Origin of the sequence: Alicyclobacillus sp. TC, assembly GCF_016804365.1 — a bacterium.
In the GTDB taxonomy this organism is placed as follows: Bacteria; Bacillota; Bacilli; order Alicyclobacillales; family Alicyclobacillaceae; genus Alicyclobacillus_I; species Alicyclobacillus_I tolerans.
In genome coordinates, this window is sequence record NZ_CP044434.1 from 1,069,404 (window position 1) to 1,084,806 (window position 15,403).

The window sequence follows — 15,403 nt, forward strand, 5'->3', positions numbered from 1 at the left end:
TGGCTCATCGATTGACCTCAGAGACGTCCATACGCAAATGGACATTTGCGAACAATGAAGAAGCTGTTATTGTGCTCGGACCTAATGATTTATTATTGGAACTTATGGCGCAAGCGTTCAAGGCACGAGTGACTACGCGTGGTACGGATATAACCTTTAGCGGCACATCAGAGGAAACAGAACGCATGATTGCCCTGATGCGTACGTTAACTCAACTTTCACATTTAGGAGTTCACTTGACGGACGCTGATTATCGGTATGCTATTGAACTCGCGTTACAGGATGAATTGGAAGAATTGATTCCCATTTACACGACTGAAGTAGCGGTCACTCATAAAGGGAAACCGGTACGTGTGAAGACGCTCGGACAACGGCGTTATGTTGAATATATGAAGCAGCAAGAAATTGTCTTCGGCATAGGACCGGCTGGTACGGGAAAAACCTATCTCGCGGTAGCTATGGCTGTCATGGCATTAAAAAAAGGTGAGGTCAAACGGATTATTCTCACCCGTCCAGCGGTTGAGGCGGGCGAAAAACTCGGATTTTTACCTGGAGATTTGCAGGAAAAGGTCGATCCGTATCTTCGCCCTCTGTACGATGCATTAAATGATGTCTACGGACTTGAACAAGTGCAAAGGGCTATGGAACGAGGTTTAATAGAGGTAGCTCCTCTGGCGTATATGCGAGGTCGGACGCTTGACGACTCGTTTGTCATATTGGATGAAGCACAGAATACGACTGTAGAGCAAATGAAGATGTTTTTGACCCGACTAGGTTTTGGCAGTCGAATGGTGATTACAGGGGATATTACCCAGATTGACTTAGCTGCAGGACGAGAGTCAGGTTTGGTTCAAGCCATTCGTGTTCTATCAGAGGTCAAGGGCATTGCATTTCACTTTTTTAGTCCGTCAGACGTTGTGCGTCACCATTTGGTTCAAAAGATTATTGAAGCCTATGATGCACATGCCAATCTATTGACGAAGACGCAAGGTGTGTAGAATATCTTGCCGATAATGACTGACTGTTTCAAGATGTACTATAGTAGTCTTTGCGTAACAAGGAGATTGAGTGCATGACCACGTCCAAGTGGTATATGGTTTTGCGACGTATATTGGACAATCCAGATTTTCGAGCGTCCAAACGGATTCGCCTGGCCATTTATATGCTGATGGTCATTTTGGTGTACGCCATTCTTCTCTCTTCAGTGCTGCCTCCTAAATATCATCTCGCTGTGGGACAGGTGAGCCCGGTCACCATTCGTTCTCCCATTACCACAGTCAATACTCAGGCAACAGAAGAGGCGCGCCAAGAAGCTATGGCACACGTGCCCAAACAATATGTACAATCGCCTGCAGTATTAGAACAGGCTTTACAACAGATAGACGAGCTATATAATGCAGCGATTTCTGAATCCACAGATAAATCGCTCAGCCAGGCTCAACGTATCGAGTCGCTTCAATCTATTGCCCCTAAAGGGGTGTCGATGGCTACTTTACAGGCGCTTTCAACATTGTCCTCTCAAGATGTAGGCATCTTGCAGAGTGTTTCGGAACGCATTGTCAAAGAACTACTCGGGGTGCCTTTTTATTCTGACTCGCTTCAGCAGGCCAGTTTGTTGGTTGATCGGCAGATGCTCAATTACGACCTGAATCGTGTATCCCGTTTGATCGTGCAAAATGTAGTGAGCAGTGTGCTTAAACCTAACATGATTTATCAAAAGCAGGCTACCGAAGCTGCGCGTGAGGCAGCTGCCAAAAGTGTGGCCAATATAATGATTCATCAAGGCGATGTCATTGTAGCGAAAAATGGTATAGTCACCAACAGTGTCCAAAGTGAACTGATGGATGTAGGTCTTTACAGTGGTCATCCTAATTACGGCATTGTATTTGGTTTTGCTCTCTACGTTATCCTTTCTGTGGGTTTGCTTGCTGCTTACGTGGAAAGGCGAGATCCGCGTCGCAGGCTGGATAATTTAATGCTTTTGGTTTTACTGATTGTTTTTGTTCTCGTGTCCATTCTGATAGCTTTAACCAAGTCTGTCGTGGACAGCGGTCCTTCAGCAGCTCCTTTTTTGATGCCGATCTCGCTCGGTGCGATGCTGGTATCGGTTATGATGGACGGTTCATTAGCGGGGGTCACGTCATTTTATTTTTCTTTTTTGGTAGCGGCTGCTTTTGGATTTCAATTTGAATATGTGCTGTACAGCTTTATCGGTTCATTGGTAGGAGCCTATAGTGTGGGCCGTGTGACGAGCCGCAGTACGTTTATGCGTGCAGGATTTTTAGTTTCTGGTGTGAATGTGATAAGTGTATTGGCGACTCATTTTATGCAAATGGACAATGGTGCTTCTTTCCATGATTTATCTGTTCATTTGGGGTTGGCGCTTTTAAATGGCGTCTTAAGCGCAGTACTGGTTATGGGGATTTTACCGTTTTTTGAAACGACGTTCGGTTTGTTGACAGCGATTCGTTTGTTGGAACTATCAAATCCTAATCATCCCCTTTTGCGAAAAGTGTTATTGGAAGCGCCAGGCACATATCATCACAGTCTCATTGTCGGCAATTTGGCTGAAGCAGCAGCTGAATTGGTAGGAGCCGATCCACTTATTTGCCGCGTTGGTGCGTATTATCACGATGTCGGCAAGACGAGACGGCCTATGTTTTTTGTAGAAAATCAGATGACCAAAGAAAATCCACACGAAAAGATTGCGCCAAGCCTTTCCCATCTCATCATCACTTCCCATGTGACGGATGGATTGGTCATGTTGCAGCGGGCAGGATTGCCGAAGCCAATTCAAGATATCTGTGCAACTCACCACGGAACGACGATTCTTTGGTATTTTTATAATAAGGCTAAAGAGATGGATAAAAACGGAACAGTACGGGTAGACGATTTTCGCTATCCCGGACCTAAACCTAAAACGCGTGAATGTGCAATTGTCATGATTTGTGATGCGATTGAAGCGGCTGTGCGCAGTATGGCGCGTCCTACGCCCAATCGCGTAGAAGGCGTTATTCGGAAAATAATCAAAGATCGTTTACAGGATGGTCAATTGGATGAATGCGACTTAACCCTGCAGGATTTGGATGTTATGGTCTCGGCGTTTATGAAAACACTGAAAGGGATCTATCATTCGCGAATTGAGTATCCGGATATCGATAAATTGCGTAAGGAAGTGGGAAAATGAGTGAGACTTCACTATCGGTCATTCTAGATGCAGAAGTTACCGTTCCAGATGAGTTAATGCCGATTGAAGAGTATGTGGAGACTGTACTCATGGCTGCGGCCAAGCATTTGCATTGTTCGGGCGAGGTTTCGGTACTGTTGGTCGACAACAAGACCATTCATCAGTTAAATTTACAGTATCGTAATGTGGACAGGCCAACAGATGTCCTATCTTTTCCTCAGTTAGAGGGGGAGGATATCGGTGGTTTGCCTAACGAACCGATTTTACTGGGTGATATCGTCGTTTCTTTACCCATGGCTATTCAACAAGCAAAGGATTATAATCATTCGTTACGCCGTGAGTTTGGTTTTTTGCTTGTACACGGATTTTTGCATTTGTTAGGTTTTGATCACGGTTCAGAAGAAGAAGAAAAAGAGATGTTTGGCCTGCAGGAAGAGATTTTGCAAAGTCTCCAGCTGACCAGATGATACGAATGCCCATGTCATTGCATACACAGTTCAAAAACCGATCTTTCTTACATTCGTTAGAGATGGCCTATCAGGGCATCCTTAGCAATTTACGAAGAGAACGCAATATGCGCATTCATTTTTTTATTTTTCAGTTACTTTTGGTGTTTGATTTACTTATCCAGCCGACTTGGTGGCAAATCATTTTAGGGCTAATGGCGGCTGGTGGAGTTTTTGCTTTAGAATTGATCAACTGTTCTTTGGAGGCTGTGGTTGACTTACTGGTACAGCATCAATGGAATACTCTGGCCAAAGCTGCGAAAGATGCAGCGGCTGGTGCTGTGTTGGTCTTTGCTTTTATGGCGGCAATGCTGGCTATTGCCTTAGCTTTTGTGAATTGGCCATGGCGTTTAAATCTTATTTTTCATCCGCGCTTTTTATCTACCGGGCTTGTGCTGTTGACTGCTGTACTGAGTTGGATAACTTGGTTTGCCGCCGACAAGCAAAACCTAAAAAACGATGAAGTATGGACAGGAGAGTAATGTAAATGGCTCAAGAGCACCCTGCTTTTCGTTCCGGATTTGTGGCGATTGTTGGTCGTCCGAATGTCGGAAAGTCGACTTTACTCAATCAACTGGTCGGCAGAAAAGTAGCAATTATGTCCAATCGTCCCCAGACAACGCGCCATCAAATTCGCGGTGTAGTGACAACGGATAGTGGACAAATGATTTTTATAGATACTCCAGGTATCCATAAACCCAAACATCGACTTGGAGAAGCGATGGTAGAGACTGCCTTGGCAGCTCTTAGGGAAGTCGATGTTGTGCTCTTTGTAGCCGATATCACCAGTTCGCAAATCGACCAGGATAGACAGATTTTACAGCGTATGAAAGATTTGACAACACCTGTAATTTTAGTATTAAATAAAATCGATGCCGAAGAAAAAGGCAAAATTTTAAGCAAAATTGAGCAATATCAGTCGCTCTATCCTTTTGCCGAGCATATCCCTGTGTCGGCTAAACGTGGCACTCAATTAAATGTACTGACCGAGCAAATCATGTTCGTTTTGCCGGAAGGTCCAAAGTACTATCCTGATCATATGGTCACCGACCATCCAGAAAGTTTCCTCATTGAGGAGATGATTCGTGAAAAAGTAATCCATTTGACTCGTGAAGAAATCCCTCATTCAGTCGCAGTCGTTTTAGAACAAATGGAACAGCGTCCGAGAGGGACTTTATATGTTCAGGCAGTCATTTACACTGAGCGGGACAGCCAAAAAGGTATTTTGATTGGTAAACAGGGGGCTATGTTAAAAAAAGTAGGGGAGTTAGCCCGGGCTGAATTGGAAAGATTGCTTGGCAACAAGATGTATTTGGAATTGTGGGTCAAGGTCAAAAAAGATTGGCGTAATGATGATTCTGTCTTGCGCAGATTTGGTTTTGAGAATCTTTCTTGAATGTCCATCGGGATCGACAAATGGGCATTTATATAGAATCTGTGGTAATTGAGGACAGTTTTGTTTATCAGCCTTCACCAGTTTACCAATGGATTCATAGTATATCCACACCCGTCCTCCACACCCTAACAACAGAAGCGTGTCACGTTTCCGACACCATCCCAATTTCATCAGAGGAGTTGAGTTCGGTTGCGGGATTTTACGTGGCAAATCTTCACGTTGACAGGTGATATTGACGCCTATTTGCTGTACAGGGATTTTACGCAAATACGGGATGTCAAAGATCAGGTTGAAGAAATAGGCTCAGAGTCCGAAGAGTAAAACTCTTGATTTCAAAACACATTGGAAAGCAGAGGGTGGTTCATTGTGCAACTACAATTGCCGGCAAGAGTGTTGCGCAGCCAACCTTATGGGGAGTCTCATGCTATTTTACAATTGCTTTCCGAAAGTGGCACGCTTTCTGCAATAGCTCGTGGCGCTAAAAAACCTCACAGCAAGCTTCGCGCTACTACGCATCTAGGGTCAAAATCCATCTATCAAATGCGTTTGGGTTCGGGGATGGCCACCATTTTGCAGGCAGAATTATTGGAGTCTCCCAAGGGACCACAAGTAAGTGTCGAAAAGGCAGCGTATGCTGCCTACTTTTCTGATCTCGTTCGTCTCTCTGTTCCTGAATACCCTAATGGCAACAAAGAACCTTTTCAGGTGCTCGATCGCATTTATGACCTGATGGAAAATTTAGACGAATCGGATATAAGCATGCTTGCCATGCTTTTGGAAGCTCGGGTCTTGCGCTGGTCAGGCGTCGCTCCTGATGTGGAATATTGCGGGATTTGTGGGAATTATTTAAATGAAGATAAGGTTGATGCTACTCACGGGTATGCAGAACGATTGGGGCAATTTCTCTGTCAGCGATGTTGGAATTCCAGGAATCCACTTTCTGGTGAGCGGGCTATACCTTTGTCTGAAAAAGAGTTAAAAATTTTGCGCGCTCTAATGTGGGTCCCTATTCAAAGACTGGGCCATTTGTATCTATCCGCGCCTATTGTGCAAAATTTGCGGCGCATTCTCCGTTATCACCTTTCAGAATTTGCAGGAATTCGACCGAGATCGGCCAAAATACTTGAAGAAATTCTACTGCCTCTAGCTGAGGGTGATTTAGATAGATTAACTTCTAGCTTTAATTCTTCTCCATTGAGGAAAGAGGACAAGCCTTCTGGTGACTGAATTTTTTGCTGACAGTTTGCTGATTCGTCTGTAAACTTGTGAATAATTCGTTATACTTGCATTGATCAAGTAGTGTGTCAATCAAAACGGCGAGAAAAGAACGGGTTGTGATGGACTTGGAATTGACAAAGAGACAGTCTGCCATTGTTCGTTTGGTGAAGGAACGTGGACCTATTACTGGTGACCAGATTGCCGAAGCACTCTCTGTGGCCAAGGCCACTTTACGGCCTGATTTGTCTGTCTTGACCATGGCAGGCTATCTACAGGCGCGGCCCAGAGTTGGATACACATACACTGGGATGCCTGAACACAGCGAATTGGTCACGGTGCTTCACTCATTGCAGGTCAAGGATTATAAGTCGATTCCGGTTGTCCTTAGTGATAAGAATACGGTCTACGATGCAATTGTTACCATGTTTATGGAGGACGTTGGAACCTTAATAGTTGTTCGCGATGGTCTTTTGCAAGGCGTGGTCTCTCGCAAGGATTTACTGAAGGTCGCCATTAATGGTGGAGAAATGCAGAAAATTCCAATCCATTTGGTGATGACTCGAGTACCTCATGTTGTTACCATTTCACAAGAAGCGACCCTTTATGAAGCAGCCCATTTGATGGTTCATCACGAGATTGACTCGCTTCCTGTTGTCAGGACTGTGGAAGCTAACCAGTTAGAGGTTGTGGGTAGAGTTTCAAAAACCACAATTACCAAAGCGTTTGTAGAACTTGGAGAACCGTCCTCCCGTCAGAACCGTCATTCTGGCGCTCTCGCGGTAAGTCGCGTAGATGAGGAGGAGGAGTCTTAATGTCTGACAAGAATCCGGTTGTCTATCTGGTCTCAGATTCGGTTGGAGAGACGGCAGAGACAGTTGTCCGTGCGGCTGCTAGCCAATTTGACGGTGCTCATATTCAATTGAGGCGATTTGCGCATATTGATAGTGTGGGCTCTGTAGAAGAAATTGTCCGACGAGCTGAATTAGAAGGAGCGATTATTGCTTTTACGCTCATTTTGCCCGAATTGCGTACAGCGTTGAGAGAACAGGCAGCCCAGTACCGTGTTGAAGTTGTAGACATTATGGGGCCTATGGTTGAGGCGCTGGAAAAAGTATATGGATTTGCACCACATCTAAAAGCGGGTTTGGTCCATCAATTGGATGCAGATTATTTTCGTCGTGTGGATGCTATTGAGTTTGCAGTTAAGTATGACGATGGGCGAGATCCGCGCGGTCTGGAAAAAGCTGACATCATTATTGTGGGTGTTTCAAGGACTTCTAAAACGCCGTTGAGCATGTATTTAGCACATAAACGAATGCGTGTTGCCAATGTGCCGCTCGTTCCGGAAATTGCACCACCGGAAGAATTGTTTCGATTGGAAAATCCACACCGTATTGTAGGCTTGACGATACGTCCAGAGGAATTGAATCGCATACGTCAAGCACGATTACAGGCACTTGGCCTGACACCGGATGCAAGTTATGCCAGTCCAGAGAGAATTGAGTTGGAATTGAAATATGCGGACGAAGTGATGAAGAGACTGGGTTGTCCCATTATAGATGTCAGTGATCGAGCTGTAGAAGAAACGGCGCTTTTGGTTTTGGATTTGGTTCATCGTCAGGGACAATTATGATGGATTGTCCTTGCTCTTTGTTGTAATTTTGCTGATTCCGAAGGAGAAGGAATCTGAGCGGATTGACCCCCTTATGTTGGACATGGCTCCCGTTTCGACTTACCTAAAGCTGCACCTGAAATTAAGTTGTTTTGGCTCCGAATTCATCGGAATTTACAAGTATATTGGATACTTGATGAAGAACAAAGTTAAAAGGAATCCATGAGATGAGCAAAGAAAGTATACTCGCGCAGGATGAATCGGACTTATCCAAGAAGCAAACCAAACTCTTTGGGCAGAATGCTAAAAAGCGATTGCTACGAATCTCAAGATAGAATTTAGATATAAATTCACAGGACTTTCAATACACTTGTATAAGGTTTTGTCAAGAGAATTTTGAAAAAAATTTTTAAGGTTGGGCATAGTTGTTAAATATCCTGCCCATGCTAAACGATGAGTACTAAAATTGCATGTTCAGCGGAAGTTTTCGAGCGGTCGAACTCGCCAAAAACTGACAAAGTTGATTTTTATGTCGAAGGAGGAAAATTATCGTCCTTTGTAGAATAGTCTTAAATGAGTACATCGTGGTATATTGCCGCGCAAAACTCGCGCAGCGTTCGGTAAAATGGCACGCCGCGGAGTGGGTGATGGTTGATGCAAAAGTTGCCGAACGAGTTTCTTGAAGAACTGCGGCAGCGAATAGACATAGTCGACATCATCTCAGAGCATGTAGAGCTGCGTAAGACAGGACATTCTTTTACTGGTCTGTGTCCATTTCATAATGAACGCACACCTTCTTTCTCTGTTTCACCCGATAGACAAATGTTTCATTGCTTCGGATGCGGTGCCGGGGGGACTGTTATTCGTTTTGTCATGGAACATGATGGTCTGTCGTTTATGGAAGCAGTTGAAGTGTTGGCAACTCGCGCTGGCATGAGTCTGCCTGCTGGTTTTGTTGTTGAACCAACTATTAACCAACAAAAAACCCAAATTAGAGAACGCCTTCTTCAGGCTAACGAATTAGCAGCTAAATACTATACCCATATTTTAATGAATTCAGATGCCGGAGTGCAAGCCCTTAAGTATTTGAATGAGCGAATGATTCAGAGAACAACGGCTGTAGAATTCCAGCTTGGGTATTCGCCAAATCAAGCCAATATGCTGATGCGCTTTCTCAGCAGGCGCGGATATTCCCCGGAAGAATTGGAGTTAGCAGGTTTGATTGTGCGGGTTGGAGGCGAATGGATCGATCGCTTTCGACATCGTCTCATGATTCCAATTTTTGATATTCGCGGTCAAGTTGTTGGTTTTGGCGGTCGTGCGCTTGAGCCTGGTGTAAAGCCCAAGTATCTCAATACACCGGAAACGCTGATTTTTCACAAAGGTCATTTGTTATTTCAACATGGGAAAGTTCGAAAACAAATCCGCAGCAAGCGTCATGCCTATTTATTTGAAGGCTATATGGATGTCATGGCGGCTTGGCAAGCGGGAATTGATACGGGAGTCGCCAGTCTGGGAACTTCTTTGACACCAGAGCAAGCTAGATTGCTCAAGCGAGATTGTCATTTGGTAACGGTTGTCTATGACGGTGATGCTGCTGGTATCAGTGCTGCCAAAAGAGCTGTTGAAGTTTTTGAGACGGAAGGTTTGGAAGTAAGGATTGTGCAATTGCCGGATGGACGCGACCCTGATGAATTCATTCGTGAATTTGGCACAAAGGCATTTCATCACCAATTGCAGGTTAATGCTTTAACGCCATTGCAGTTTCTTACCCATTCATTGCGTACAACTGCTGATTTGCTCTCTTCCGCTGGCAGGCAGCAATATATGCGCCATGTAATGCAACTTTTGGCAGCGCGTGCTTCTCCCATCGAAAAAGAAGCAGAGTTGCGAAATTTGTCACAGGAATTCAATTTTTCTTTGGATTCTCTAAAGGAAGAAATGCGCATTATCGAGAAAAAAACGCATAGACAACATCGTAGGATTGAGAATAAGGAGACACTGCAGGTTAAACCTCTGGAAAAAGGGTTTATAGAGGCGGGACAACGAATTTTACAGTGGATGATGTTGGATAACGATGCGTTTGCGGAAATAGAATCGCATGCTGTAGATGAGCTTGCCACCCCGGAACAGACAGCTTTGTTAGCTCTTCTCTATCATTGGCGATTGACTTCTGAGACATCGATTGAGACGTTTGTCGATGAATTGGAAGAAGAAGATTTGCGCAAGTTGGCCTCTGCACTATTGATAGACAATTCGGTGCCGTTCGATAAACGTATCTTGGAGGATTATTTGCGTACCATACGAAGCCATATACTGGAACGTTCTTATAAAGAAGCAATCGCTGAAGTTGTGCAGGCGCAACTTGCTGGAAATTCGGCGTTGGCTTTAGAGATAAAGAGTCGGGTCGATGCGCTCATGCGTGAGATGGAGGCTCTAAAGTCCACCCGCTTTTCGGTTGCTGTGAAAGGCGGGGACGAGGAGGCCAGGATGAGATGAAAGGAACGGAAGGAAAACTTCGTGATGAAGAATCTACCCAACTGTTGCAGTCCACAAAAGCAACATTGGTTGATGTCGGGAAAAAACGCGGTTGGTTGACATATGACGAAATTGGCAATCGTCTGGCGGAATTTGCTCTCTCTGCAGACGACATGGATGAGTTTTTTGATCAACTGGCTGAACATGGAATTGAAGTGGTGAATGAGCGTCAGACTGATGATGCTCGTGAATTGGGAGACGAATCAGACGACGATGAAGGTCCCAATCGTTCGGAATTAGAAGAAGAAGCGGACGAATCTTTTGATTTGAATGATTTGTCCATGCCACCGGGGATTAAAATTAGCGATCCGGTTCGTATGTACTTGAAAGAAATTGGGCGTGTTCCTTTGCTCTCTGCTGCTGAAGAAATTGAATTAGCTAAACGGATCGAGCAAGGAGACGAAGAAGCCAAGAGACGTCTTGCAGAAGCTAATTTGCGTTTGGTAGTTTCTATCGCCAAACGTTACGTAGGACGTGGCATGTTATTTTTGGATTTGATACAAGAAGGTAATTTGGGCTTGATTAAGGCTGTGGAGAAATTTGACTACAGCAAGGGCTATAAATTTAGTACGTACGCCACTTGGTGGATTCGCCAAGCCATCACGCGCGCTATTGCTGATCAAGCGAGAACGATTCGCATACCTGTGCATATGGTGGAAACAATTAACAAGTTGATTCGCATTTCTCGCCAACTGCTTCAAGAACTTGGTCGGGAGCCAACTGCTGAAGAAATAGCTGCAGAGATGGATATGACACCTGAAAAGGTGCGAGAAATCCAAAAAATTGCCCAAGAACCTGTTTCGCTTGAGACACCGATAGGTGAAGAGGACGATTCCCATCTGGGAGACTTTATTCCTGATGATGAAGCGCCTGCTCCTGCGGATGCAGCAGCATATGAGTTATTAAAAGAGCAATTGGAAGATGTGCTGGATACCTTAACAGAGCGAGAGGAGAATGTATTGCGCTTGCGTTTTGGTCTCGATGATGGGCGTACTCGCACTTTGGAAGAAGTTGGTAAGGTGTTTGGTGTCACGCGCGAGCGTATTCGGCAAATTGAAGCTAAAGCGTTGCGTAAATTGCGCCATCCTAGCCGCAGCAAACGTTTGAAAGATTTTCTTGAATAAACCATGAGCATGTCAGTGACTGTAAGAAAATGTCTCCTCAGATACTCAAGATGTCTGAGGGACTTTTTTGTTTATCATTGTGATTGTCATAAAAAGCGGATTGCCTATAGTCAGCAGGCAGTTTTAGGGTGAACTTGTCACGCAGTTATCAACCTATCATCCTACAAAATGCAATCTTCAGTATTCTCCGACTTTATACCAACCTATTGCAAGCGCTTTCGTTTGATCGCTATAATTTCTAAGACAGAGTTTGGGAGGGATAGGAGTGGATTTTGACTTTACGCCAGAACAGAAAATGATTCGGGAAACCGTTCGTGATTTTGCGCAGAGAGAAATCAAACCGATTGCAGCGGAATTAGATCGTACCGAACGTTTTCCGATAGAAATTTTCGAAAAGATGGGTAAACTAGGCTTACTTGGCTTGCCCATTCCTGAAGAGTATGGAGGATCGGGAGCTGATTTTATCAGTTACTGCTTGGCGCTTGAAGAACTTGGTCAAGCTTGTGCGGGAACAGCATTGAGTTATGAGGCACATATCTCTCTTGCATCGATGCCGATTTTACATTTTGGAACTGAAGAACAAAAGAAAAAATATCTTGTTCCTTTAGCGAAAGGCGAAGCACTGGGTTCCTTTGGTCTGACAGAGAATGGTGCAGGTTCCGATGCGGGTGGTACTAAAACGACAGCTCGCTTGGAAGGCGACGAATGGGTCATCAACGGTACAAAAATATATAATACCAATGGTGGATATGCCAAATATGTAGTGCTTACAGCATTGACAGACAAAGAAAATCGGGGAATTAGTGCCTTTATCGTTCCTACAGATGCTCCAGGTTTTTCTGTAAGCAAAGCTTATGAAAAAATGGGAATGCGAGCTTCTAATACGGTTGAGTTGATCTTGGAAGATGTACGAATTCCTAAAGAAAATTTATTGGGGCCCTTGCATCGTGGTTTTCGCCAATTTTTATCCACATTGGACAACGGACGAGTTGCAATTGCCGCATTGGCCATTGGTATAGCCCAAGCCGCTTTTGATACGGCTTTGGAGTATAGTAAAAGTCGCGAACAGTTTGGTAAACCTATATCGAAATTTCAATCGGTTTCCAATAAATTGGCGGATATGGCCATGCATCTTGATTTGGCTCGCAATGCAGTATACAAAGCAGCTTGGTTGCATGATCAAAATCGTCCATACACCAAAGAAGCCGCATTTGCCAAACTTTTTGCTTCTGAAACCTGTACCCAAACTTGTCTTGATGCCATTCAAGTTCTTGGTGGTAATGGATATATGCGCGAATACCCCGTCGAGCGGCATTTGCGTGACGCCAAACTCATTGAAATTGGTGAGGGAACGTCTGAAGTACAGCGTCTTGTCATTGCACGCCAACTTGGGTGCTAATCTGTTGTCTTAAAAAGTAAGATAAAGAGTGGACATTCTTTTGGACCGATTCTTTTTATTGAATCGGTCTATTTCTCGATTGTAGAGAATAACGTCTTAGCGTGTACAAAGAGATCGAAAAAAGGGGCTAAAAAGAAGGTGTAAGAATGTGGAAAACCATTCTATTCTTGTTGCTTCTATTCCTATGTGCTCCTTTACTGATTTATCGACTCCTAGCGATTATGGCAGAACAGTTATCGGCACAGGGGCGTAATATTCGGCCTGTTCCAGCAGATGTGGCTATTGTTTTAGGGGCTTTTACAGATGGTTATCGGCCATCTCCACCCTTGATTCGTCGATTGCATGCGGCTATAGACTTATATCGAATGGGGTATATGCAAGCTATTATAGTGAGCGGTGGGCGTGGTCAGGATGAAAAAGTCACAGAGTCACATTCCATGAAACGATTTCTTGTAATGAACGGCGTAGCGCCGCATGTTATTTTCGAAGAACACAAATCTTCCGATACCTGGGAAAATCTTCGCAATTCTTTGTTACTGATGAACAGCTTGGGATTTGCAGACGCCATTATTGTAACAAGTGATTATCATCTGCCACGGGCCCTTGCGGTTGCTAAAAAACTTTCTATTCCTGCCAGCGGGTATGCAGCGAAATCAGGCAAACAGGAGAGACGTTACGCTGTGCGGGAAATTTTTGCTCGTATTCAGTACACTCTCCTTCGAAAATCCTCCTGGACTTAATGTGCATTGCGGTTTTGATTGTCTTTCTTTCCTGAGTTACAATGCGCGTATGATGAATGAAGAACATAAACCTACGATTTCAATTTCTTATCGTCTTTCATGGCTATTGTCACGTATCCCATCTGAAGCAAGCTTGGTGGATGTAGGTACCGATCACGCTTTATTGCCGATTGCAGCTGTACAAATGGGTAGAATTCATACAGCTATTGCCTCTGATGTTGCGGTAGGGCCGGTCGAACGCGCTAGTAAGCAGATTTCACAGGCAGGCCTTACAGATCTCATTGACGTCCGTTTAGGAGATGGTCTCTCGACTGTACAACCTGGAGAAGTGGACACAGTGGTGATTGCCGGTATGGGAGGCTCGACAATAACAGAAATTCTCATGCAATCGCCCTCAGTTGTTGAACACACTCGAATGTTGCTGTTGCAGCCAATGAATGCATATTCTAAGCTCAGACAGTGGCTCTATCAGCATCATTTTTTTCTACAAGATGAGTCAATACTTAAAGAAGATGGCAGGTTTTATCAATGTATACAGGCTATACGCAATGAGTATGCATTTGATGTTGCTTATCAGTTATTTCCAGATGAGTGGGATAAACGGATGGCCTATCAATACGGACCTTTGAATTTACAGCGGCCAACCATAGACGTAGAACAATATTTGCAGGTTGAAATACAGAAATACCAGAACATTCTCCAACAAATGCCACACCCTAACTATAACATTTCGTATCTTCCTCGTTTCGAAACGGACAAGCGTCGTCAAGAATTGCTGGGTGATATTGAGTGGATCAAAAATTGGCAGGCAAAATTATCGAGTGAAAGAGGGGGATGATGCTTGGAAGTTCAAGATGTAATCCATGCTATGGAAGAAATCGCGCATCCAAACTGGGCATTGCCTAAAGATGTTATTGGTTTACAAATCGGCTCTCCTAAAGCAAAAGTGCAAAAAATTTGGATTGCTTTAGAAGCCCAACCATCCATCATTGTTGCTGCGGTTGAGGCTAAAGTGGATATGTTAATTACACACCACGCTCTTTTTTATCATCCGTTGCGAAAAATTTTGACTCATACGACTACTGGTCAAGCACTGGCAATTGCACTGTCAGCAAATTTGTCTATTTATGCAGCCCATACCAATTGGGATGTAGCTCCTGGTGGAGTTAATGACATTTTGGCAGAACATCTTGAACTACAGGATGTAGAGATTCTTGTTCCAACTGGCGTTACGGCTGAGGACAGAACTATCGGTCTTGGACGGATTGGTCAACTTTTGCAACCCATGACACTTCAACAGTTCGCTCAACGAGTGAAAGACAGAATGGGGCAAAGCGGCATTCGATTTAGTGGTTTGCCCGATCGAAAAATCGCTCGTGTAGCAGTACTGGGTGGTAGTGGTCGAGATTTTATGGATGTAGCTCTGGAAAAATCGGCTGACGTATTAGTGACGGCTGATATCAATCATCATGCAGCTGTAGATGCTACAGATGCTGGACTGGCGGTTGTCGATTGTACGCACGCAGCTATGGAACAGCTATCGCTTCCTGTGCTTGCCCAACGTTTGCAGGAATTAGTAAACCATATTGGCGAAGTAAAAATTGAAGTTCCTGTAATTTCGGCCGATCCGTTTTATTGGATCTAAGTGTTTCCTCTGGAGGAATATTCGATGTATTGCGATGA

At 44.3% G+C, this 15,403-nt stretch carries 15 protein-coding genes; all 15 read left to right on the forward strand.

Features of this window, described 5'->3' with window-relative positions; all coding sequences use genetic code 11:
- The first annotated feature begins 11 nt into the window (after nt 1-11).
- Entirely contained in the window at nt 12-998 is a 987-nt protein-coding gene (locus tag FY534_RS05125) for a PhoH family protein (protein ID WP_238413675.1), read from the forward strand.
- Nucleotides 999-1,072: 74 nt separating this feature from the next.
- Nucleotides 1,073-3,187: an HD family phosphohydrolase gene (locus FY534_RS05130; protein ID WP_203115357.1), complete on the forward strand. Its 2,115-nt coding sequence runs from the start codon at nt 1,073-1,075 to the stop codon at nt 3,185-3,187.
- Nucleotides 3,184-3,654 (forward strand): rRNA maturation RNase YbeY, encoded by a 471-nt coding sequence (gene ybeY / locus FY534_RS05135; protein WP_306952847.1) that lies wholly within the window; start codon nt 3,184-3,186, stop codon nt 3,652-3,654. The genes FY534_RS05130 and ybeY overlap by 4 nt, the downstream gene beginning before the upstream one ends.
- Nucleotides 3,655-3,716: 62 nt before the next feature.
- On the forward strand, nt 3,717-4,175 hold the full coding sequence (locus FY534_RS05140) for a diacylglycerol kinase (protein WP_083573982.1): 459 nt from the start codon (nt 3,717-3,719) through the stop codon (nt 4,173-4,175).
- Between the two features lie 5 nt (nt 4,176-4,180).
- Nucleotides 4,181-5,089, forward strand: a complete 909-nt coding sequence (gene era, locus FY534_RS05145; RefSeq protein ID WP_203115359.1) for a GTPase Era — start codon at nt 4,181-4,183, stop codon at nt 5,087-5,089.
- 189 nt (nt 5,090-5,278) lie between these two features.
- Nucleotides 5,279-5,410, forward strand: coding sequence for a YqzL family protein (locus FY534_RS05150; protein ID WP_072872585.1), 132 nt, complete (start codon nt 5,279-5,281; stop codon nt 5,408-5,410).
- Nucleotides 5,411-5,455: 45 nt separating this feature from the next.
- Complete coding sequence (gene recO, locus FY534_RS05155) at nt 5,456-6,316, forward strand: DNA repair protein RecO (RefSeq protein WP_072872584.1); 861 nt, start codon at nt 5,456-5,458, stop codon at nt 6,314-6,316.
- 110 nt (nt 6,317-6,426) lie between these two features.
- Entirely contained in the window at nt 6,427-7,119 is a 693-nt protein-coding gene (locus FY534_RS05160) for a transcriptional regulator CcpN (RefSeq protein WP_278247820.1), read from the forward strand.
- Nucleotides 7,119-7,940, forward strand: a complete 822-nt coding sequence (locus tag FY534_RS05165) for a pyruvate, water dikinase regulatory protein (RefSeq protein WP_072872582.1) — start codon at nt 7,119-7,121, stop codon at nt 7,938-7,940. The genes FY534_RS05160 and FY534_RS05165 overlap by 1 nt, the downstream gene beginning before the upstream one ends.
- A gap of 633 nt (nt 7,941-8,573) precedes the next feature.
- Nucleotides 8,574-10,418 (forward strand): DNA primase, encoded by a 1,845-nt coding sequence (gene dnaG, locus FY534_RS05170; protein ID WP_203115360.1) that lies wholly within the window; start codon nt 8,574-8,576, stop codon nt 10,416-10,418.
- Nucleotides 10,415-11,581 carry an RNA polymerase sigma factor RpoD gene (rpoD, locus tag FY534_RS05175; RefSeq protein ID WP_072872579.1) on the forward strand — a complete coding sequence of 389 codons (1,167 nt, stop codon included), beginning with the start codon at nt 10,415-10,417 and terminating at the stop codon, nt 11,579-11,581. Before dnaG ends, rpoD begins: the two co-directional genes overlap by 4 nt.
- Before the next feature lie 265 nt (nt 11,582-11,846).
- Nucleotides 11,847-12,980 (forward strand): acyl-CoA dehydrogenase family protein, encoded by a 1,134-nt coding sequence (locus tag FY534_RS05180; RefSeq protein WP_203115361.1) that lies wholly within the window; start codon nt 11,847-11,849, stop codon nt 12,978-12,980.
- 146 nt (nt 12,981-13,126) lie between these two features.
- Entirely contained in the window at nt 13,127-13,720 is a 594-nt protein-coding gene (locus tag FY534_RS05185) for a YdcF family protein (RefSeq protein WP_072872577.1), read from the forward strand.
- Nucleotides 13,721-13,772: 52 nt separating this feature from the next.
- A complete protein-coding gene (locus tag FY534_RS05190; protein WP_165611910.1) occupies nt 13,773-14,558 on the forward strand; it encodes a tRNA (adenine(22)-N(1))-methyltransferase in 786 nt (261 codons plus the stop codon).
- 3 nt (nt 14,559-14,561) lie between these two features.
- Entirely contained in the window at nt 14,562-15,365 is an 804-nt protein-coding gene (locus FY534_RS05195) for a Nif3-like dinuclear metal center hexameric protein (protein ID WP_083573948.1), read from the forward strand.
- The last annotated feature ends 38 nt before the right edge of the window (nt 15,366-15,403 follow it).

Bases quoted from the DNA above. Each gene is read 5' to 3' on its own strand.
- FY534_RS05185 (WP_072872577.1), top strand. From the start codon at position 13,127: ATGTGGAAAACCATTCTATTCTTGTTGCTTCTATTCCTATGTGCTCCT.
- FY534_RS05160 (WP_278247820.1), top strand. From the start codon at position 6,427: ATGGACTTGGAATTGACAAAGAGACAGTCTGCCATTGTTCGTTTGGTG.
- rpoD (WP_072872579.1), top strand. From the start codon at position 10,415: ATGAAAGGAACGGAAGGAAAACTTCGTGATGAAGAATCTACCCAACTG.
- FY534_RS05130 (WP_203115357.1), top strand. From the start codon at position 1,073: ATGACCACGTCCAAGTGGTATATGGTTTTGCGACGTATATTGGACAAT.
- FY534_RS05190 (WP_165611910.1), top strand. From the start codon at position 13,773: ATGAATGAAGAACATAAACCTACGATTTCAATTTCTTATCGTCTTTCA.
- FY534_RS05165 (WP_072872582.1), top strand. From the start codon at position 7,119: ATGTCTGACAAGAATCCGGTTGTCTATCTGGTCTCAGATTCGGTTGGA.
- dnaG (WP_203115360.1), top strand. From the start codon at position 8,574: ATGCAAAAGTTGCCGAACGAGTTTCTTGAAGAACTGCGGCAGCGAATA.
- FY534_RS05140 (WP_083573982.1), top strand. From the start codon at position 3,717: ATGGCCTATCAGGGCATCCTTAGCAATTTACGAAGAGAACGCAATATG.
- ybeY (WP_306952847.1), top strand. From the start codon at position 3,184: ATGAGTGAGACTTCACTATCGGTCATTCTAGATGCAGAAGTTACCGTT.
- era (WP_203115359.1), top strand. From the start codon at position 4,181: ATGGCTCAAGAGCACCCTGCTTTTCGTTCCGGATTTGTGGCGATTGTT.